Consider the following 20,104-nt stretch of genomic DNA (forward strand, 5'->3'; position numbering starts at 1 on the left):
AACTTGCTATGAAATTCGCTAACCAAACAAACCGAAGATTTGACGGATTACTTCCTGATCATAATCTTCTGGGTCCAGGTGCCCCCGTCGCGCATCGTCACACGAACCACGTAAAATCCATTCGGCAGACCGCTTACATCGACGGCCTTTTCTTCCGAACGCTTTTCATATATCACTTTTCCGGACAGGTCCAGGATGCTGAGATCAGAAAATGACTCAGCTTCTCCCTTTATGGAAAACGATACGGCCACCGGATTAGGATATACGTACAGCGGTATGCCTCCAAAATGCACGGATGAGATCGAACTGAAAGCGAAGGTCCCGTCTGCATCTACCATGCGCAACCGATACAAATTCTCACCGTAAAAGGGCGTGTCGTCAACAAATGAATAGCTTCTCAGAATTTTGCTTTCACCTTGCGATGGCACCTTGCCAATCTTCGCCCAGGATTTGCCATCCGCACTCCGCTGGATCTCAAAGCAATCACTGTTGGTTTCCTCGGACGTAGCCCATTCAAGCAGGGCGGCATTCCCTTCGTTATTTACGCGGAAATTCACTAATGTGACAGGCAGGCTCACGTCCACGGTGATGGTCGCCTGGTTTGAGGTACGCCCGGCAATGTCCTTGATATTGTAAGACACTATCACTGATCCGCTGAAACCGATTTGCGGAGTGAATGTAACCGTACCGTCCGGATTTGCGGCGAAAGCACCCTTTCCGGCAACAGTCAATGTAATAACCTCATTGCCTCTGGGGTCAATTAGCCTCACGCGGGCCGGATCGATCGGATCGGTGTTAGCTATATCATTGGAAAGAACCGCAATCATCCGCGGCGGGTCAGTATCCTTGACGTTAAGAAGCATGTCGTTGACCGCACGGGGCGCGACGGGCGTATTTTCAATCACGGTGATCGAACTGGTAGCTGCCTGATTATTCCCGTTAGGATCACTTACACCCGGCCCAAATACCGTGGAACCTACCGTAATCGCTGCATCGCCTGCACTGACGCCTACGATGGGCAATGAAATCAGGCAACTCATACCGCTCGCAAGGACTCCACTGTTGTTCCGTAATTGAACGGCGGCTGTTGTTGGTGTAACATTGGTGGTTTGAACAGTCCAGATATTTCCACACTCGTCGGTGATATTTAAAGGTGTAACCCAGTTGATAAACCTCGTGTCGATCGAAATTGTTACCCGTGCCGAGCCGACCGGTAAGTCGTCGGGCCCGTTTTGATTAACGGCGATAACCAATCGCGTAGTCTGTCCTCTTTGAAGCGGGGACACTTCCGGGTCTACCGACACCACCTCCAAATCCCCCGATTGGGCGAATACAGCTTGAATCGCGCCGAAGGTAAGCAACAAGGCAAACATTATATTTTTTTTCATAGAGCGCTTATAGTTTAGTAATCGAATTGGCGATAGTGTTGTTTTGAGTGGGGGTTTCTCCGCCACCGGTACCTTTCGTAATGGTGACCGTGCTATTCACAGAACCAACTGCACCTCCGCTTCTGGCTATTTTAAATCCGAGGAATTTGACCATTCCATTGGCAATAACGACTCCCGGTTTGGAATTGAAGGTGAATCTCAGCGTCGAAGTCGCGATATTGAACTCAGCGTTGCTCAGCGGCAGGACATCTCCGTCAATAGTAACTTTCGTGGCAGTATTGGGCGTGACGACAAGTCCCGATGCCGCAGGAAAATTCGTCACTTGAAAATCGATCAGGCCGGATGTTTCCTGTAATCCAACGTTGCTGATTGCGACCACATAGTCTATGGTTTGGCCGGCAGCGATATTCTGGACAGAGAAGAACTGCGCCGGCGTCAGATCCGCGGCTGATATTGAGGCAAATGTATACGCGTCGTAAGTGTCAGGAACGATGCCGGAAGTGGTGGTAATCGAGCCCGACGTCAAAGTGCTTGCCCCTCCAAGCACGGAGACCGCATCCACCGAGGATGATATGAATTCCCACTTCTCTACGGTTCGGTTCCACCCTACAATGGCTAGTTTGGAAAGAGAGGCGCTTGTCAGAGAACTTATGTTGCTTTTGGGGCTCCATGTAAGCGTCACTTTTGTAGGATTGGCACCATCAATATCCCAATACTCTATATCGCTTACCTTCGACACATGCGCACCCATGTTATCGGTATTGAAAGGCGCCCCCAGCGGGAGGGCAGGATAGTTCGTTCCTGTGAATACGTTGCTGGTGACAGCCACGCTCGGGTTCGCATAGAAGTAAGCCCCCGAAATATCCGCTCCTGACGCCGAAAACTGCCCCAGCCGACCATTGTCGCCAGTTGGAAAGACAAATGGCCCGCCGCCCATATGGCGGACATATCCATCAATAAAAGCATTGTCGCCGGCCCCCGATGAAGTCAGATTTGCGCCGGAGAAATTGACATAGCTTATCCGTTCCTTGGCTCTTTCGGTGACGATTTTCCCTGGCAGTGCGCCACTTGCTCCGGCCAAAAAGTTGTGATTGCCGAAAAATGTAATTTGCGACCCGGCACCAACAGACAAATTCCCCTGGCTGCCTTCCTGGGCAAAACACGCAGAAGCACCACTCAAAGAGAGCACAACAAAAAGAAAGTGCTTGTAATTGTCTCTGGCTAAATTGTAGAAATTAGTATATCCCATAAGTAAAATGCTAAGGCTGTTTGTTATGTATTTTCATGCAGTTTCTGTGCTTTCATTTGAAAGTTTGAATTACCATTGGAGTAGCACGTTTACTCAATAATTTTGTGATATGCGGTAAGGATTATTTGATTGTTGGCAACATTGGCGAGGCCGCCACAACTGTTGTCTCCGTCACTCGAAGATCTGCCAATCCCAAGTATTACGTCCCCCGGATTGGTATTTCTTTTTCCTTTCACATAGATGCTCAGAACATTGGGGTTATTGGTTCCAATTGAAAATTTATCTTGCGGAATATGGCATTTGATGTTAAGAAAGTTGCCGTAACATCCGCTTCCAATTTCCTCGTTTTTTATATACTCCGGACCGATCTGCTGACCATTTACTTTAACTATTATTGCAAACCCCAGCCGACCTCCGGTATTGGCAGCGTTGTAATGTATGATAGCGTCTGCCAGAAAAATGTCTGTTGTGGCTTCTCCATAAAAAACCTGCGACATCAGGAATTCATCGTCGTGGGGGACAGGGTTTCCTTTGTCGTCATGTTTTAAGGTATAACGAACACCTGCTCCCTGCTGAGCAGAGACCGTGACTTTGGTAGCTGTTTTGGATGAAGAAGGAAGTGGTTTCCACGAAGCTTGCCCTCCGATATTTTCTGCCGTCAAAACATAGTTAGGCTTCGCAGTTCCATCATTGATTATTACTTTTCCGGAATTATTAGAGTTCGCCGAAAAGTACCTTCCCTGGGCATTAGGTCCAATTGGTTGGACATAAATGGAACCGCCGCTTATATTCAGATTGGCTTGATTGGTAATGGATAGAGTTTGAGCTGTCGGTCCGGTTACCGAGAAATTAACATTGTTTAAACCAACTATGCCCGGAGTGTTGATCCCGGAACTGGGAGTTACTGAAACGGATGGTGTTGAGTTTGTTCCATCCAGAACAGAAAAATTTCCCCCATTAATCCGAACCCCACCAGTCGTCGATGTTATTCCCGTCGCTTTCTCGATAATGAAATTTTTATCATTTTCCGATCGGACATGGAGGTATGCACCGGCATCAATTGTAGTGGGCTCCTTTCCAATTTTTAACTGAGCGTTGGCGTCCCGCGTAATACTTATCAGCGTAAATGCCAAGAGGGTAGAGATTGTAAAATGCTTTTTCATAAAGCTGATTGAATTTAGTTATACAAATGCATTGTGTAAGTTATACGGAGCCCTTTTGTTGTGGCCAGACAAACTTAATGGATCGCAATGCGTTAATTTGTAGAATGCAGTCATGCGGAAAATGCACAAATACTATGTATTAAAGCAGATGGTATCCCGGATTAATAGGCCCGCAATTCGGAATTAAGTCAAAGCCTTGATGCTTTGGTTTGCATGTAAAATTGCCTATGGAAATACCTGCATGCCGACTGGTACAACGTATGATCCTATACGGTACGGGTTTGGCTGTTTTCTATGATCGATTCGAATGTCGAATTAATCTGTATTTTTATTGAAAGTATCTATTGGAGTAATGGTTTTGTTGGCTATCTACTGCGGACAAGCTTAGGAAAATTGATTGCTCTTATTACTGGAATTTTCCGGAAGTAATTTCGTCGGAATAGTTCTTAATTGATACTTAATACGATGGTAGATTTTTGCGATTCAATACATAGAAATAGCGAAGATTCAATGTGCTGATATTCTACAAATGCTTTATCTGCGTATCATTACCTTTGTTCAATCAAATTAATAAACCTTCCTGTTTTCCACTGCACACATGGGTTTCAATCATAACTGTGAATGTTGACATGGTGATTCATCCCCTACTTGATATTGTCGGGTAGGGGTGTTGTAATCAGGTCATAATGATTGGCAGTATGGAGGATTAATATTCGATATCAATTCAAAATACACATTGTAAATGAAAGTTGTTTTTTGCCCGGCAATGCACCGCTTCGAAATTCTTTTTAGTGCGGTGAAATATGCTATCGCAGCATAAAGCAAGGGCGAGCTGGCATCGGGATGCTCTGCAAGATGAGAAAGGAAATGAGGGGTAAAGTGGGCGAACTGCTCGGGTTCGCGCAACGTTGAGTAATAGTTATACCCTTTTTCGACTTTGTTGAAAAAGGGTATTTTATGATTTAAATAGTCGTATGGGATAGTAGTTTAGCTTGCGCAGTCTACCTGGAAGAGTTCGAGTTCGTCAACTTATTAACGCAGAATAGGTAGACCGGAATCAATAATGGTGACATCCTGCCAATCCAGGGAAGGGTGAAGGCTGAAATTAGCAAGCCGAAGACCAGAACCAGCGGCATCATCAATGCCCGCATATTCTGGATTGTGACAGAGCCCTTAGAGTCGTATTTGGATTTTAAGGAATATGCAGGATTGTTCGTATAGCTAATCAGGATAATGGTGAGGACTCCGGTCAAACAGATGTTGATTGTATAAATTAAATGTGGTATGATGACATTGGGCTGATAAAAGTGACTATACACCGCGGTCGTAAAAGGCATCAGCACGATCGAGAACAAAAATGTCATATTAATCCAGATCAGCTTTATATCGTAATTCTCTACAGTGCCAAAAATCCGGTGATGTACTGACCAGTAAATGCCGATGGTAAAGAAACTTAGAATGAAGCCTAACAGCTCAGGCAGAATGTGGATTAACGAATGGAGAATTGAGTCGTCATTTATCTGCCGCTCAATATGTGGCACTTTGATTTCGATGACTAGGAGGGTAATTGCTATTGCAAATACAGCATCGCTAAACAGAATCATTCGTTCCAATTGAAATTCAGTTTTTTTCATTTCCTGTCGTTATAGATATGTTGAATGCGGACTTATTTAATGGCTTCCTATTTGTATGGATTTGGTTCTCCGGTGCACTTTCAACTTAGAATATAAGGAATAAAAGCCGATGAATTCGCGGCGTCTTTTTGCTGTTCATAGTTGATTTGTGATCAGGTTTTTAACGTAGTTTCCTTAAAATTTTCCATAGTACCGGCCGCCTTGCATCACCTTGCGTACAGCTTGCTCATACTGGGTTTCGCTCGACTTTTTGCTTATTATTCCGCTGACCCCGAATGAGAGCAGGTCCTCAACCGTGTTTTGGCAGACGGAAATCGTACAGACAATTATCCGGGTCGCGGCCTGATGTTCTAAAACTCTGCTGACAGTTCGGTGGGCAGGATCACCGAGTAAACCGGAATCAACGATCAACACATCGACTCTGATCAGGTCCAGAATAGGATAGGCCTGCTCAATTCGGTTCGTGCTTTGTATGTACGCATTGGGGAAGGACTCGGACAGTACCAGGGTCAGGCCGAGCATCGAAATCGGCTGGTCTTCGACAATCAGTATGTTCACATCGGAGGTTGTTTTCGCACCCAAAACTACGCTTCCGCGCTGTTCTCCCTTGTAGACTAAAACCATCCTGACCATAAAATATTTCGATGACGCGCTGGCGGTGGGCCTTGAAGCTGATTCACGAAAGTGAGCATTTGGTTTATATCATAAAGTAGTTTATATTTGTTAAGAGGATGTCCGCCGGAGGTGCTGTAATCGCATTCAGATCTTACAAAACATACATTTTAGCGTTATGAAGCATGTTTTAATTGTCGAAGACCATCCGGTGGTGAGTATCGGAATTGCATTAGTCGCCAGGGACGTGGTCGGGGAATGTGATATAGTTCAAACGCGGACATTTCCGGATGCTATCGATGTGCTTACTACCAAGGAAATAGATTTAATTATCCTGGATGTGAAGGTGCCGGGTGGAGGAGGGGCGAAGATGATACCGAAGCTGCGAAGTATCCAAAAAAACGTAGGGATATTAATCTCGTCCGGGCTGAGTGAAAAACATCATGCGATGACCTTTTTGAAAGAAGGGGCGGACGGATATGTTTCAAAAAATGCCGGCGATAGCGAATTCCGCGAAGCGCTGCGAAAGGTTCTGGGAGGTAAACGCTATCTGAGTGATGCCTTACAGGAAATGCTGGTTCAATCGCTGCTCGCTTCGAATGAACTGGTGATACCTTTTACTGATTCGCTCACACCCAGAGAGCTTGAAGTGATGAACCTGCTGATTGAAGGAAAGCAGAATACGGAAATATCCAGACGGCTTCGGCTAAAACTTTCCACAGTTAGCGCACATAAAAAACGGATCATGCAGAAAGTGGGCGCTAACAACCTGGTCGACCTTTGCGGGCTCATCGAAAATTATCCGGCCGCCCGTGAGTGTTCACAACCTGTGATACTGAATCGATATTGATAATTCCCCCATAATTCTCCGTCCCGGACTAGCCCCACTCATGCGTTCACAGCAAAACTACATTTCAGCCTTTCCCGGTAATGCCGGGTTTATGTCACCTCATAAGGATGGCGAAAAAGAGGACCTTAGTGAATATATCCTGGCTTCATTATCACACGACATCAAGTCGCCGTTGAATTTTATGGACTGTGCGGTGGGTAAATTGAAGCAGGCGCTTCTTGGCAACGATACCAACCTGGCCTTCTTGATTGCGAACGGAATCGGGCAATCATTGTCAGCCATATGTGGTAGGCTTGAAGAGCTGACCAGTTTCTATCAGACCTATCTGACGGAAAATGCTATTGCAGCCACGCAATTTGATGTCGGTTCCCTCATTACGGGCATTGTGAACGGTCTTTCGGGTGTTTTCAGTCAAAACAGGAACCGGATAGTAGTCACCGTGCCGGAGGCTGTGTGCCTGTTTTCGAACCCTTCACTGGTGTCCATTGTAGTTCACAACATACTGGATAATGCCAGCAAGCACTGCGTGGGTTGTGACATTGAAATCAGTGCCGAGGAAACGGAACATGCTACCAGGATAGTCGTGAAAGATCATGGCGACGGAATGCCCGCGGCTATCGCCGACTGGCTCTGCGGTGCCCGCGAACTTACGCAGGAAATAGGAGTGGGGCTTGTTCTTGTCAAGAAGCTGTCGGGTTGTCTGGGCGCAAAAATCGAACTGTCCGTCTGTAAGGGAACGCTCCTTTCATTGACGTTCCCCCATTCGGCGGAAATTCCGTCTTAACCCGCGCAGGCCGACTCCTTTTTATATCTACTGGTGTTTTCCTATGTATTTTGTAAGAGCGGCAACATACGTGTCAAACGCCGCTTTGCCGGTGTCCGTGATCGAGCAGACAGTCATCGGGTAATTATCCTTGAAACTCTTATTGATTTCGATGTAATTGGCTTCTTTTAACTTCGATAACTGCACGCTCAGGTTTCCCGCAGTCGCTCCGGTCTTTTCCCGGATGTAGGTAAATTCCGCCTCCCTTACATTCATGAGAAGGGAAATGATGGCCAACCTGAGTTGTTGATGAAGTAAAGGGTCTAAATTTTCAAACATTACGGCTCTTAAAGTTCGCCTTCAATAGATATCCGGGAATGATATAACTGACTAGTACCGCAATAGAAAGTATGATCAATTGATTCTGAAATGAAGTGAAAAAGGCCGCGATAGCAAGAGGATAGTTCGCAAGGCCACCGTAAGTCAGGGGAGGAAAGCGCAGCACGCCTCCCGAGGTATACGTCCCGATACCATAAAGAATGATGATCAAGGGAAGGACCCTTTCATAGCCGATAACCGGGAACAGGCAAAGGATTGTTGAAGCGGAAATGATAAATGCACGCCACAGCACCGACATGTATTCGTCGATGTAAGATTTGACCCGGCTACCAGCCCTTCTTTGTTTTACATAGTGCATATAACGAAAAACGGCGAACGGCATCACAAGCCAGGTCAGATAAGGGTACTTGAAAGTGGTCAGCATCAACAGATACTCGCCAAGGCTGCAAAACAGAATAATCCAACCCCAATAAATGTATATGACCCCGTCCTGAAGAAGAGAGTGTTTGGTGGCGTCGATCATGTCCTGGATAATCCGGAGACTATCTTTTTCAGACATTACATTTTCATTTTCCATTTGCTGTCGAAACAATTGTCGCGGTTAGGTTAGTTGGCTTTGGTAAGGGTCATTTCAAAGTTTTTATACCATTTGACACCGTCCGGACTGTACTCACCCAGCTCGTGCCACTGACCGTCAGCCCTAACTTGCGTATTGTACCGCATTTTTGCCCCGTTCGCTAACTGAAAACCCCACTCAAACCATTTCTCACCTTTAAACTCCACATATGCATCAGTTGTCATGCCATTTTCGCGGTAAGCCCGAAAGTTATACTTTTTTGTAGTTTTATTAAAGGACATGAGGCCGATTGCCTCAAAAACGACCTTTTGGTCTTCGGTTCCTGTGCCCGACACATACATGACGTTGTCATTTAGCCGCAAGCTCACATCCTCCGACTGTTGGATTGTCTTCCACGAGTTGGGGCCGAGATTGACAGACGCCGTACCGTGCCACGAGCCGACCAGGAAAGCGAACTTGCGCGCAGGCTGCGAATCGTCCTGAGCAGTGGCAGCATGAAAGCCGCCGAAAAGCAAAATGATTGTAAAGAGCTTTTTCATGATATGATTGTTAATAGTCTGTTGCAAATATAAATTAGTTTACAGTATAAACCAAAATAAAAAATGGATGTCGCCAATCGTTGATTTTGGCTGACATCGACTCAAAAATTAAGAATAATTGAAACCCGGATTGGCCGCTAGCCGGCTCCAAGCCGGTAACCTTTTGCCTTCCATTATCTGCTCCGCGTTTTATTTATAGAAATCAATGTGTTAAGTTGGGTCACCTTTTATAGGTAGCGCCGGCGGAGATGCCGTGCCCAATTTCCAGGACTTTTAACCAAAGATCACGTAAACGGATGAAAATCGCGCTTAAAAGAATAGCACTCTCGCTGGCTATTTCAGGCTGGTGCATTCCAGCAGTGGCTGCTCAAAAAGCCGATTCGCTAAAACTCTGGTACGCCCAACCGGCCAATGAATGGATAGAGGCCCTGCCGGTCGGGAATGGGCATATAGGTGCCATGGTTTTTGGTGGGGTGGAGGAGGAGCTTATTCAACTGAACGAAAGTACGCTGTGGTCGGGCGGGCCTGTTAAAACCAATGTCAATCCGGGCTCGGCTTCCTATCTGCCGCAAGTCCGCAAGGCATTACTCGAAAGTCAGGACTACCAGCTCGCCAATGAGTTGCTGAAGAAAATGCAGGGCCTGTACACCGAGTCGTATATGCCAATGGGTGATTTAAAAATCACCCACGATTTCAAAGGCGCCAAACCCTCCCGCTATTACCGCGACCTGCTTATCGGTAACGCATTGGCGAGTACCGTATTCACCGTGAACGGCGTTGAATATAAAAGGGAAATCCTCGTCTCGGCCCCGGACAATATCCTCGCCATTCGCTTGTCTGCAAGTAAGGCCGGGCAGTTGAATTTCAAAGTGTCCGCATGCAGCAAGTTGCGTTATCAAACAGAAGTTTCCAAGATCAAAGAGCTCGTGGTAAGCGGGAAAGCACCTGCACATGTGGATCCGAACTACTACAACCCGCCCGGACGTCAGCCGATCGTGTACGAAGATACTACTGGCTGTAACGGCATGCGGTTCCAGTTTAGGATCAAGGCAGTGAGCAAAGATGGGGAGGTTGTGACATCTTCCTCCGGCATTCAGGTGAAAGATGCTTCCGAAGTGATTATCTATCTTTCTGCCGCGACCAGTTTCAATGGTTTCGATAAATGTCCCGATAGCGACGGCAAAGATGAGAAGGCGCTCTCTGCCGGCTTTATGCAAAAGGCATTGCCCAAGGGCTATAATCTGATTAAAAATAACCATTTAAAGGATTTTAAGTCGTTTTTTAACCGGGTGAGTTTCAATATTGAAGACACGACAGGTGTCAATCAAAACACGTTTTTACCATCCGATGAACGTTTGAAATCCTATTCAAAAGGTGCATACGACCCTGGATCGGAAACGCTTTATTTCCAGTTCGGCAGGTATCTGCTGATTTCCTCCTCGCGGCCGGCGCTTCCGGGCGTCCCGGCTGGCCCGCCTGCCAACTTACAGGGGATTTGGAACAAGGAAATGCGCCCGCCCTGGAGCTCCAACTATACGATAAACATCAATACCCAAATGAACTACTGGCCGGCTGAGGTGACCAACCTGTCGGAAATGCACGAACCGTTGCTAGCCTGGATTCAGGACCTTTCCAAAACCGGTGCAACCACCGCGAAGGAGTTTTACGGTGCAAAAGGCTGGGTTGCGCACCACAATTCGGACATCTGGGGCCAGTCGAACCCGGTGGGTAACGTGGGCGACGGCGATCCGGTATGGGCCAACTGGTTTATGGGTGCCGACTGGCTTTGCCAGCACCTCTGGGAGCATTATCGGTTCACGCAGGATAAGGATTTTCTCAAAGACAAAGCCTATCCGGTGATGAAACAAGCCGCGATCTTTACGCTCGACTGGCTGGTCGAAGACCCGGATGGCTACCTGGTAACGGCACCGGCGACTTCCCCGGAGAACCTGTTCAAAGATCCCAAAGGTGGAGAGGCGGCGGTTTCGATCGCGACAACAATGGATATTTCCATCATCGACGACCTTTTTTCGAGCCTCATTGACGCCAGCCAAGTACTCGGGACCGATGCCGAGTTCAGGAACCTGCTGATTGCAAAGCGCAAAAAGCTGTATCCGCTCAAAATCGACAAAAGGGGCAGGTTACAAGAATGGTTTAAGGATTTTGAGGAGACCGACACCCTCCACCGGCATGTCTCGCATTTGTTTGCCTTGCATCCCGGGCATCGGATCTCCACCGAAACGCCGGAGTTTTTCGAAGCTGCCAAAAAAACGCTGGAAGTGCGTGGCGACGTGGGCACCGGTTGGAGCAAAGGCTGGAAGATTAACTTCTGGGCACGGCTGCTGGATGGCGATCACGCCTACAAGCTGATCCGACAGCTTATGCAATACACCGATAACAGCAAGGGCAGCTCACGCGGCGGCGGGACCTATCCCAATTTTTTCGATGCGCATCCGCCATTCCAGATCGATGGAAACTTCGCCGGTACCGCCGGAATGGCCGAAATGCTCGTTCAGAGCCATTTGTCGGAGGTAGTAATGCTGCCGGCGCTGCCGGCTGCATGGAAGCAGGGTCAGGTAAGCGGTTTGAAAGTCCGGTCGGGATTTGAGCTCGACATTGCCTGGAAAGCGGGCAAACTCACTGAGGCGCGCATCAAATCGCTGAGCGGCCAGCCATGCCGGCTGCGGACCAGCGTTCCCATTGCGGTATCGGGTATGCAGATAAAAAGCACGAAGGCCGGAAATGGATACGTTACCACACTGAATATTAATAAGGGAGCCTCAGTAGTGGTTCGCCCGCAGTAATGCCGTCTTGAAATGCATGGCCATAAAATGTGGCGAATGGCTGCTCCATCGAATTGGGGTAGTCGTTCTTTTGTTTGGTTCTTAGTTAGGTCGATGGGGGTTTTTCGCTTAACTTTTCGTAATTTTCCAAACAATATATTGTCTGCTGGTTACTTATTGGTTATTAGTTCTGTTTGAGATTTGAGCGAGACATATTCGGATAGCGACAAATACCTGGTCCTCTCTGCCTCACAGGGCAGTCAGGCTGCTTTCGTCGCGCTTTTTTATCGTTACAAAAGCAAACTCTATGGCTACACGCTTCGGCTCACCGGCTCGGAAATGCTGGCCGAAGATATTGTGCAGGATGTTTTTATGAAACTTTGGGCGGATCACATCTCGCTGGCTTCGATCGACAATTTCGACAGCTACCTTTTTCGCATGTCCAAAAATCATGTGCTCAACCACTTCAAACGAGTGGCGCATGAAACGGCCATTGTTTCGGAAATGTTCAGGAATGGGGAGCCGGGGAACAATAATGTACATGAAATGCTGGCCGCCAGAGAGGTTGAACAGGTTTTGCGGTCGGTGGTGGATACCTTGCCACCCCAGCAGCGGGCTGTGTATCGCCTGAGCCGAGAGGAGGAGAAAAGTCACGAAGAAATCGCTGACCTGCTCAAAATATCCCCCAATACGGTCAAAAACCACATTGTACAGGCTATGGCGACCATCCGTACCCAACTCCGCCGCCATGCCGATTCGCTGCTTGTCGCCGCGATGCTGCTCTCACTGAAAAAATAAATCAAAAAATTTCCCCAATGACTAGTCCCTGGCCTTCCGCCAGTTGTCTTTTATTTGGCAATCGAAAAAATTGCTTGCAACTGAATTAAAAGAATACCTGAATAGCCAAATTAAATAATGGCGGTGGGCGGAACTAAGAAATTTTATGCTTGACGAGCGGATCAAAAATTTAATAAAAAAACTGATCGACGGAACGTTGGACGCGCCGGAGAAACGGGAACTGGCTGAATGGGTTCGGCTGAACCCGGACGACGAGCGCTTTGTCCAGGCGCTGGAACATGCCTGGGAGCGGTTCGAGCCGGAGCAAGCCATGCCCGAAGCTGTCTCCGACCGTATCTTAGCCAATATTTTCCCGTCGGCCGACACGGTTTGGGAGCAGGCAGACGAGGTGGGACAAAGAAGTGGTATTACTTGGTTGTGGCCGAAGCTGGTCGCCGCGGCATTGGTGATCGGCTTCGGCGTATACTGGTGGGCGAGCTACCGCGGCAGCCGCGATGTGGTGCAGCAGGGGAGAGTCGCGAAAGTCCAGTTAGCCGACATCCCGCCCGGCGGTAACAGGGCGATTCTCACGCTTGGCGACGGATCGAGCATTACCCTCGATAGCGCCGGCAACGGACTGCTCGCCAGCCAGGGCGGTACGAGCGTCACCCAGTCGGGAAAAGGGCAGCTGGTGTACAAATCCAGCGAGATTCCCGAAAACGAGCCGGTATTCAATACTGTTTCGACGCCCAAGGGCGGTCAGTTTCACATCGTATTACCCGACGGGACCGGCGTATGGCTCAATGCGGCTTCCAGCCTGCGCTTCCCGACAGCATTCTCCGGCAAGCAGCGAAATGTGGAGGTTACCGGAGAGGTATATTTCGAGGTAGCGCACAACCGGCAAATGCCTTTTGTCGTAAAAAATGGGGCTACGGAGATCGTCGTGCTCGGGACGCACTTCAATGTAATGGCCTATGACGACGAGAAGATCATGCGGACGACATTATTCGAAGGCGCTGTGAAAGTGACACACGACGGGCGGGAAGCAATGCTCGCACCCGGCCAGCAGGCGCGGATCAGCGCGGCCACGGGTAGCGTGCGCGTCGTGGATGATGTGAATATGGAAAAGGAGCTTTCGTGGAAGAACGGCTATTTCCAGTTTGAAGACGAGAGCCTGGAAAGCATTATGCGGCAGGTTTCGCGCTGGTATGATGTGCGGGTGCGATACGAGGGCAATAGCCGGGGTGAGAACTTCACGGGGCGGCTCCCGCGCAACTCCAATGTATCGGCTGTGATGAAAATTCTCTCGCTGAGCGGGGTGAAATTCAGAATTGAAGACAACACCATTATTGTAACACCATAACCCCTCTGCCTATGACCGAATAGCGACTTTCTCCGCCGGCCTCTGGTAAAAAAAGATCGGGAACGTTGCAACCGCTCCCGATCCTGCAAGAGCCCGGCACTTGTAAACAATGTCCTACTGTTTAGTACCAACTCTCAAGACAAAAGTATGAACCACAACTCTTTTATCCAAAAGGGGATAAGGCCCTCGTATGCCCATGAAGGACCTCCCTGCTCTCCCTTTTTCAGGGCCATTCGGATTATGAAACTGATCTTTATGATATCGCTCGCATTCTGCATGCAGGTAAGCGCCAGCAGCTTTTCGCAGAAGATCACCATTCTGGCGAAGAATGCGCCGCTGGAAAAGGTATTGAAGGAAATTGAAAAACAGAGCGGCTACTCGTTCTGGTACAAGACCGAGCTGATCCGGAAATCGGAAAAGGTGACGGTTTCCATGCGGGAAAGCTCGCTCGAAGAAGTGCTGGCCAAATGCCTGGTGAACCAACCGCTGGAATATTCGATCGTGGACAAGACGGTGGTTTTGCAGGCCAAAAAGTTGCCGAAGCCTACGCTACCGGTACGTATTCTGGAAATTATTAAAGGCCAGGTGCTGGGCCCGGACGGCAAACCGCTTATCGGAGTGACGGTAGTTGTGAAAGCCAGCAAAATGGGTACAACCACGGATACCGACGGTCAGTTTGAGATCAATGCCGGTACCGACGACGTGCTCGTATTTTCCTACATCGGCTTCACGACCAAGGAAGTGCCCGTGGGGAAGCAGACGAGTTTTGCCGTGACATTGACCGAAAGCAATACGACATTGGGTGAAGTGGCGGTAATCGGTTATGGAACGCAATCGCGTAAGACACTGACCAGTGCGGTGAGCACCGTGAAGTCGGAGGAGTTGAACAAGGGCGCCATCACCGATGTAGGCCAGCTTTTACAAGGAAAAGTGGCGGGTTTGAACATTACAGCCAGCGGAGACCCCAACAAACCGGCAGCCGTAGTGCTCCGTGGTGCGTCGACCATCAACAGTTCGCAAGGCCCGTTCTACGTAATCGATAACGTGCCGGGCGCGGACATCGCTACCATTGCGCCGGATGACATCGCCTCTATCGACGTTCTCAAAGACGCGGCGGCAACAGCTATTTACGGTAACCGGGCCGCTAATGGGGTAATCATGGTGACCACCAAGCGTGGCAAAAAGGGCGATTTGAAGATTTCCTACAATGGTTTTGTAGGCATTGAAAAGGTTTCCAATAAGCTCGAAATGATGACTGGTAGGCAACTGCGCTCGTTTCTCGACGAGAATGGAATCGGCCTTTCACCCAAAGACGACCTCGGAGCCGATACAGATTGGCAGTCGGCCATTCAACGGAAAACGGCGGTTTCTACCAACCATAACCTCTCGTTCAGCGGTGGAACGGAGAGGAGTACTTACAGCGCGAGCCTGAACTATGTCGATAAGCAGGGTATCTTGCTCAACAGTTCGTTGCAGCGGGTGATCGGTCGGCTGGCCGTTGAGCAATATGCGTTCAAGGACAAATTGAAGCTTGGGCTTACGGTCACCAACTCCAGTAGCACCGCGAAAGACATTCCTTTCCGCAACACGGTATTGTTGCAATCGGCCTTGTACCTGCCTGTATCGCCCGTGAGGAACGCGGACGGCACCTGGTTCGAAAACCTGGAACACACCGATTACTACAATCCGGTGGCGATGCTCAACAACAGCGAGTCTAAGACAAAGACCAACAACCTGACAGGAAGCTTCACCTCGCAGGTAAAACTTCCCTTCGGATTGACCTACGACCTGAATTTTTCCTACCTGAACACCACATCGCTGGGAGGTACCTACTATAACAAGTATTTTACCAGTCACTACAACAACATGTACGACAATCCCGAGCCGGGACTGGGATACCACTCCCAGCAGTCGTTCGGGACCAATGGACAGGCGGGCAGGACTTCCTACCGCAATTCGAGCAAGATCCTGGAAACATTCCTGACCTGGAACCGGGATTTCGGCGACCATAACATCAATGCGGTGGTAGGTTATTCGTGGCAGGACTATATAATCGGTGAAGGGTTTCAGGTGACGACGAGCAACCTGCCGGTAGACAACATCGGTTACAACAACCTAGCGCTGAGCAATCCGTACGGCATTTCAGGCTTTCAGGTCGGTTTCGGGCCTGACGGTATTTACCAGCAAACCCGCCTGATATCGGACTTCGCGCGTTTTAATTACAATTATAAAGACAAATACCTTGTGCAGGGCTCGGTCCGCAGGGATGGCAGCTCGGTGTTCGGGGCGAATAACCAATGGGGCTACTTCCCATCCGCTGGTGTGGCCTGGCGGGTGACAGAGGAGGACTTCATGGCCAGCCAGAAACTCTTTACGGAACTGAAACTGCGCGCCAGCTACGGCGTAACGGGTAATGCCACCGGCTTCGGTGCCTACACCACGCAGTTCCTTTCGGGCAGTCTTGGGACCTACTACTATCAGGGCGCACTTACCGCGGCACTGGGACCCACTCAGGCGGCAAACCCGGATTTAAAGTGGGAAAAGACAGCCACCAGCAACCTGGGGATCGATTTCGCATTGCTAGGCGGCAAACTGAGCGGTACCCTCGAACTGTACAACAAGAACACCACCGGGATGATCTATTCCTACAATGTGGATCCGATCCTGGTTCCTACCGGCAAGATCACCACCAATGGCGGCAGTATCAGTAACAAAGGTATCGAGCTGAATATCAATGCCAGCATTGTAAACAAAAACAGTTTCAGCTGGAACACCGGCCTGAACCTGGCGCATAACAAGAATACTGTTACCAGTCTTTCCAACCCGCTTTTTGCGGGTGGTGATTCGGTACTGCTGGCTTATCCGGAAGGTTTGGGGCAATCGAGTCACTCGCTGGAAATCCTGAAAGCCGGCAAGCCATTGGGCCAGTTCTTTTCGCTGCAATATGCAGGCAAGAATGCGGCGGGCGTATCGCAATATGTGGGCGGCGACGGTAATCTGACCACCACGCCAATCATCGGGGTGGACTACAAATACATCGGCAACGCACAGCCAAAGCTACTGGCCGGGTGGACCAACAATTTTAAATACAAGAATTTCGATCTGAATGTGTTCCTCCGCGGTGCGTTCGGCAACAAGATCTTCAACGCGACCCGCGCCGACCTTTACCGCCCGAACACCGCTCAGTACACCAACATCCTGGCCGACGCCGGGGGCGAGTCTATGGCCGATTTCAACTCGTACCTTTACTCTTCGCGGTTTGTGGAAAGCGGAAGTTACCTGCGTTTCGACAATGCGACTTTGGCCTACAACTTCAAAAACCTCGGCCCGTCACTCAAAAACCTGCGCGTGTATACATCTGTGAACAACCTGTTCGTGATCACTGGCTATAAGGGTGTCGATCCGGAGATTAACCAGGGCGGTATTGCACCGGGGGTGGATTACAACAATTTCTATCCCAAAACCCGGACTTTCCTGCTAGGCGTAAATGTGTCATTCTGATTTAAAATGCGAGTTATCATGAAAAGATCTTATATCAAATCCATTTGCTCCGTCATGGCCCTCGGAACCCTTTTCGCCTGTCATGACCTGGATGTTCCTGTTACTTCCGAGCTTACACCCGAAGTTTTTCCGACCACGGATGCACAGTTTGTGAGCGCTGCCGGTCCTGCCTATGTGGCCCTGCGCGGTAATATTTCCGTCGAGTATTTCCATTTGCAAACCCTCACGACCGATGAAGCCATTTTTCCTGCCAAAGGCGGTAACTGGTATAATGGGGCGGAGTTTAAAGACCTGCATTACCATACCTGGACCAAAGATCACAGTACCGTGAACGGTAACTGGGTTTGGCTGAGTACGATTATAGGGACTGTCAACCAATCGCTTTCGATCCTCGGCAATAACATGCCCGAAGGTGCTTCCAAAAAGCAAATGCTGGCAGAGCTGAGAATGGTGCGGGCGCTGGCCTATTTCTGGATGATGGACAGCTTTGGCAATATTCCCATCATTACTGAATATGGCGATTACAGCCCGCATCCGAATGTGCCTCGCGCCGAAGTTTTTACATTTGTAGAAGGCGAAATCAAAGCCGCATTGCCCGACTTGAGTGAAACCGTGGACGTGTCGACTTACGGCAGGCCTACGAAGTACCTGGCGCACGCATTGCTGGCGAAAATGTACCTGAACGCGGAGATCTACACGGGTACCAACCGCAACAACGACTGTATCGCTGCCTGTGACGCGATCATCAGCTCCGGCAAGTTTGCATTGGAACCGTCCGCTTCCTACCTGCAAATGTTCTACCCCAACAACGGGCCGCAAATGAAGGAATTCATCTTCGCGGTCGCGTTCGATGCGACGGCAACCAACAGTTTCCCGTTCCGTGCTACGAACTTGCATTCACGCTACGATATTCCGCGCGGGCTGGTGGCTAAGTACAAAATGCCGTTTACGCCGGATGCGGCTGTTTCCACGCTGCCTGAATTTTACAAGCATTTCAACAATGCCGGCGACATCCGTAACAAGGAATGGCTCACAGGGCCACAGTACTTTGCCGACGGCTCGCCGGTGATGGTGACCACTACCAAGAAGGGGTACGACCAATTCTATGCAGGCTCTGACCCGTCGGCGCCACTTACGTACCAGGTAAACATTACTCCGGAGGTAAAGCTGCGTCAGGACGTAGCATCATTTGACGTGGGTAATGACGAATTGGCCTGGAACATGGGTTACCGGAACATCAAGTTCTACCCCGACGCTTCTTCGCTTAACCGTAACCAGAACAACGATGTGCCGATTTTCCGCTACGCAGACGCCCTTCTGATGAAAGCCGAGGCCATTCAGCGCGGCGGATCACCTACGTTGGGAGCGACTGCGCTGGGACTGGTGAACACCGTGCGCACGACGCGCGGAGCGGCCGCACTTACGGGCCTTACGCTGGAAAACGTTTACGAAGAACGTATCCGGGAATTCGCTTCCGAAATGTGGCACCGCAACGATATGATCCGGTACGGCAAGTATGAAGGCAAATGGGGCTTCAAAACCGATTCGGATATAAACAAGCGCATTTTTCCAATCCCCAACTCGGCGATGCTGCTTAACCCGGCGCTGGTTCAAAACCCGGGGTATTGAAACTGACGCATTGCTGTGAACGTCTCCGCGCCATACGCGTGCGGAGACGTTCGCCTGAGTTGATGACGCGTAGCGTATGCCAGGCTGGCCTGGTGGAAGTGCTTCATCAGTTGGGGCTGTTCAGTTTCCTGTATGCCGCAAATTGAGTTGGAGCAATCCCGTACTTTTTTTTAAATGCAAAAGAAAAATGAGAGAGATCTTCAAAACCTACTTCGAGGTACACCTCTGTGGGTCTTTTCTTCTTTTCCGCAAGCTGATAATAAGCCAGTTCCAGCCTTTTTTCTGTTAGCCATTTCTGTGGCGTCGCATTAAAAAGTTTCCTGAAATCCCTGTTAAATGTCGACAAACTCCGGCCGGTTAAATAACCTAACTTTTCCATCGGCATATTGAACATAAAATTTCGCTGCATAAAATCGATCAGATCAATTTTCCCGGGTTCATCAAAGTTTGCCAGCACGCTGTCAACTGTCTTGTCAATTTCCCTAAGGATTGTAATTGCTTCGGTAATTTTCAGTGTGGCGATGCTCTCGGGAAATTCGCCACTCACATCAAAATACGGTATTAATGAAGTTAGGCAGCTTTCCAGAAGTGGATGATTGGTAAAACTGAAAATTTTTGGCTCTGCACTACTTTTGGGGCTTACATCTATTTTTTCGTAAAACCGTTTCAGCCGCTCGGTAGATAAATGCATGACCACTGTTTTGTGAGGCTGTCCGTTTTTGGGATAATTAACAATGGTCGCCAGCTGGTTTCTGGGAATCAAAAATATGTCGCCTGTTTTAAAATAAGAGGTTGCGTGTGCCTGTATGATCTTGGTCTCACCGGAAATAAACCAGATAAGCATGTGATCGTCGAAAATCAGGTCGGATTTAAAAAGCTTATCCTCATAGCTGGAAAGCTTGATCTCTTTGGTTAGATATTTTGAAATGTGGTCCAT

At 49.0% G+C, this 20,104-nt stretch carries 16 protein-coding genes; 7 read left to right on the plus strand and 9 right to left on the minus strand.

What is annotated here, in order from left to right:
- Positions 1–47: 47 nt before the first annotated feature.
- From LZD49_RS19880 to LZD49_RS19900, 5 genes are all read right to left on the minus strand, one after another.
- Positions 48–1,388: a T9SS type A sorting domain-containing protein gene (locus tag LZD49_RS19880; RefSeq protein ID WP_234669325.1), complete on the minus strand. Its 1,341-nt coding sequence runs from the start codon at positions 1,386–1,388 to the stop codon at positions 48–50.
- A 7-nt stretch (positions 1,389–1,395) separates the two neighbouring features.
- Complete coding sequence (locus LZD49_RS19885; RefSeq protein ID WP_234669326.1) at positions 1,396–2,637, minus strand: hypothetical protein; 1,242 nt, start codon at positions 2,635–2,637, stop codon at positions 1,396–1,398.
- Between the two features lie 89 nt (positions 2,638–2,726).
- Positions 2,727–3,800, minus strand: coding sequence for a hypothetical protein (locus tag LZD49_RS19890; protein ID WP_234669327.1), 1,074 nt, complete (start codon positions 3,798–3,800; stop codon positions 2,727–2,729).
- Positions 3,801–4,801: 1,001 nt separating this feature from the next.
- Positions 4,802–5,434, minus strand: coding sequence for a TMEM175 family protein (locus LZD49_RS19895; RefSeq protein ID WP_234669328.1), 633 nt, complete (start codon positions 5,432–5,434; stop codon positions 4,802–4,804).
- Positions 5,435–5,608: 174 nt separating this feature from the next.
- Entirely contained in the window at positions 5,609–6,058 is a 450-nt protein-coding gene (locus LZD49_RS19900) for a response regulator (RefSeq protein ID WP_234669329.1), read from the minus strand.
- A 166-nt stretch (positions 6,059–6,224) separates the two neighbouring features.
- Between LZD49_RS19900 and LZD49_RS19905 the strand changes: the two genes are divergently transcribed.
- Both LZD49_RS19905 and LZD49_RS19910 read left to right on the plus strand, forming a co-directional pair.
- Positions 6,225–6,896: a response regulator transcription factor gene (locus LZD49_RS19905; protein WP_234669330.1), complete on the plus strand. Its 672-nt coding sequence runs from the start codon at positions 6,225–6,227 to the stop codon at positions 6,894–6,896.
- Positions 6,897–6,936: 40 nt separating this feature from the next.
- On the plus strand, positions 6,937–7,680 hold the full coding sequence (locus LZD49_RS19910) for a sensor histidine kinase KdpD (RefSeq protein WP_234669331.1): 744 nt from the start codon (positions 6,937–6,939) through the stop codon (positions 7,678–7,680).
- A 27-nt stretch (positions 7,681–7,707) separates the two neighbouring features.
- Here LZD49_RS19910 and LZD49_RS19915 read toward each other — a convergent pair whose 3' ends face one another.
- Genes LZD49_RS19915 through LZD49_RS19925 form a run of 3 tightly spaced genes read right to left on the minus strand, consistent with a single transcriptional unit; the run spans position 7,708 to position 9,114 of the window.
- The gene (locus LZD49_RS19915; protein ID WP_255721087.1) at positions 7,708–7,998 is read right to left on the minus strand and encodes a transcriptional regulator; all 291 of its coding nucleotides are present in this window, start codon (positions 7,996–7,998) and stop codon (positions 7,708–7,710) included.
- Positions 7,991–8,557, minus strand: coding sequence for a hypothetical protein (locus LZD49_RS19920; protein WP_234669333.1), 567 nt, complete (start codon positions 8,555–8,557; stop codon positions 7,991–7,993). The genes LZD49_RS19915 and LZD49_RS19920 overlap by 8 nt, the downstream gene beginning before the upstream one ends.
- Before the next feature lie 47 nt (positions 8,558–8,604).
- The gene (locus tag LZD49_RS19925) at positions 8,605–9,114 is read right to left on the minus strand and encodes a hypothetical protein (RefSeq protein WP_234669334.1); all 510 of its coding nucleotides are present in this window, start codon (positions 9,112–9,114) and stop codon (positions 8,605–8,607) included.
- A gap of 296 nt (positions 9,115–9,410) precedes the next feature.
- Here LZD49_RS19925 and LZD49_RS19930 point away from each other — a divergent pair, with 296 nt between their 5' ends.
- The 5 genes from LZD49_RS19930 to LZD49_RS19950 all read left to right on the plus strand — a co-directional run bounded on the left by LZD49_RS19930 (position 9,411) and on the right by LZD49_RS19950 (position 19,167).
- Positions 9,411–11,918, plus strand: coding sequence for a glycosyl hydrolase family 95 catalytic domain-containing protein (locus LZD49_RS19930; RefSeq protein WP_234669335.1), 2,508 nt, complete (start codon positions 9,411–9,413; stop codon positions 11,916–11,918).
- A 180-nt stretch (positions 11,919–12,098) separates the two neighbouring features.
- Positions 12,099–12,695 (plus strand): RNA polymerase sigma factor, encoded by a 597-nt coding sequence (locus tag LZD49_RS19935; protein ID WP_234669336.1) that lies wholly within the window; start codon positions 12,099–12,101, stop codon positions 12,693–12,695.
- A 145-nt stretch (positions 12,696–12,840) separates the two neighbouring features.
- Positions 12,841–14,037 carry a FecR family protein gene (locus LZD49_RS19940; protein ID WP_234669337.1) on the plus strand — a complete coding sequence of 399 codons (1,197 nt, stop codon included), beginning with the start codon at positions 12,841–12,843 and terminating at the stop codon, positions 14,035–14,037.
- A 147-nt stretch (positions 14,038–14,184) separates the two neighbouring features.
- Complete coding sequence (locus LZD49_RS19945; protein ID WP_234669338.1) at positions 14,185–17,538, plus strand: TonB-dependent receptor; 3,354 nt, start codon at positions 14,185–14,187, stop codon at positions 17,536–17,538.
- A gap of 18 nt (positions 17,539–17,556) precedes the next feature.
- Positions 17,557–19,167 (plus strand): RagB/SusD family nutrient uptake outer membrane protein, encoded by a 1,611-nt coding sequence (locus tag LZD49_RS19950; protein ID WP_234669339.1) that lies wholly within the window; start codon positions 17,557–17,559, stop codon positions 19,165–19,167.
- Positions 19,168–19,273: 106 nt separating this feature from the next.
- Here the strand turns inward: LZD49_RS19950 and LZD49_RS19955 are convergent, their stop codons facing one another.
- A complete protein-coding gene (locus LZD49_RS19955) occupies positions 19,274–20,104 on the minus strand; it encodes an AraC family transcriptional regulator (RefSeq protein ID WP_234669340.1) in 831 nt (276 codons plus the stop codon).

It is taken from the genome of Dyadobacter sp. CY261, from assembly GCF_021440085.1.
Lineage (GTDB): Bacteria > Bacteroidota > Bacteroidia > Cytophagales > Spirosomataceae > Dyadobacter.

Excerpts from the sequence above, each read along its gene's own strand:
- LZD49_RS19880 (WP_234669325.1), bottom strand. The coding sequence starts at position 1,388 with ATGAAAAAAAATATAATGTTTGCCTTGTTGCTTACCTTCGGCGCGATT.
- LZD49_RS19885 (WP_234669326.1), bottom strand. The coding sequence starts at position 2,637 with ATGGGATATACTAATTTCTACAATTTAGCCAGAGACAATTACAAGCAC.
- LZD49_RS19890 (WP_234669327.1), bottom strand. The coding sequence starts at position 3,800 with ATGAAAAAGCATTTTACAATCTCTACCCTCTTGGCATTTACGCTGATA.
- LZD49_RS19895 (WP_234669328.1), bottom strand. The coding sequence starts at position 5,434 with ATGAAAAAAACTGAATTTCAATTGGAACGAATGATTCTGTTTAGCGAT.
- LZD49_RS19900 (WP_234669329.1), bottom strand. The coding sequence starts at position 6,058 with ATGGTTTTAGTCTACAAGGGAGAACAGCGCGGAAGCGTAGTTTTGGGT.
- LZD49_RS19905 (WP_234669330.1), top strand. The coding sequence starts at position 6,225 with ATGAAGCATGTTTTAATTGTCGAAGACCATCCGGTGGTGAGTATCGGA.
- LZD49_RS19910 (WP_234669331.1), top strand. The coding sequence starts at position 6,937 with ATGCGTTCACAGCAAAACTACATTTCAGCCTTTCCCGGTAATGCCGGG.
- LZD49_RS19915 (WP_255721087.1), bottom strand. The coding sequence starts at position 7,998 with ATGTTTGAAAATTTAGACCCTTTACTTCATCAACAACTCAGGTTGGCC.
- LZD49_RS19920 (WP_234669333.1), bottom strand. The coding sequence starts at position 8,557 with ATGTCTGAAAAAGATAGTCTCCGGATTATCCAGGACATGATCGACGCC.
- LZD49_RS19925 (WP_234669334.1), bottom strand. The coding sequence starts at position 9,114 with ATGAAAAAGCTCTTTACAATCATTTTGCTTTTCGGCGGCTTTCATGCT.
- LZD49_RS19930 (WP_234669335.1), top strand. The coding sequence starts at position 9,411 with ATGAAAATCGCGCTTAAAAGAATAGCACTCTCGCTGGCTATTTCAGGC.
- LZD49_RS19940 (WP_234669337.1), top strand. The coding sequence starts at position 12,841 with ATGCTTGACGAGCGGATCAAAAATTTAATAAAAAAACTGATCGACGGA.
- LZD49_RS19945 (WP_234669338.1), top strand. The coding sequence starts at position 14,185 with ATGAACCACAACTCTTTTATCCAAAAGGGGATAAGGCCCTCGTATGCC.
- LZD49_RS19950 (WP_234669339.1), top strand. The coding sequence starts at position 17,557 with ATGAAAAGATCTTATATCAAATCCATTTGCTCCGTCATGGCCCTCGGA.
- LZD49_RS19955 (WP_234669340.1), bottom strand. The coding sequence starts at position 20,104 with ATGGACCACATTTCAAAATATCTAACCAAAGAGATCAAGCTTTCCAGC.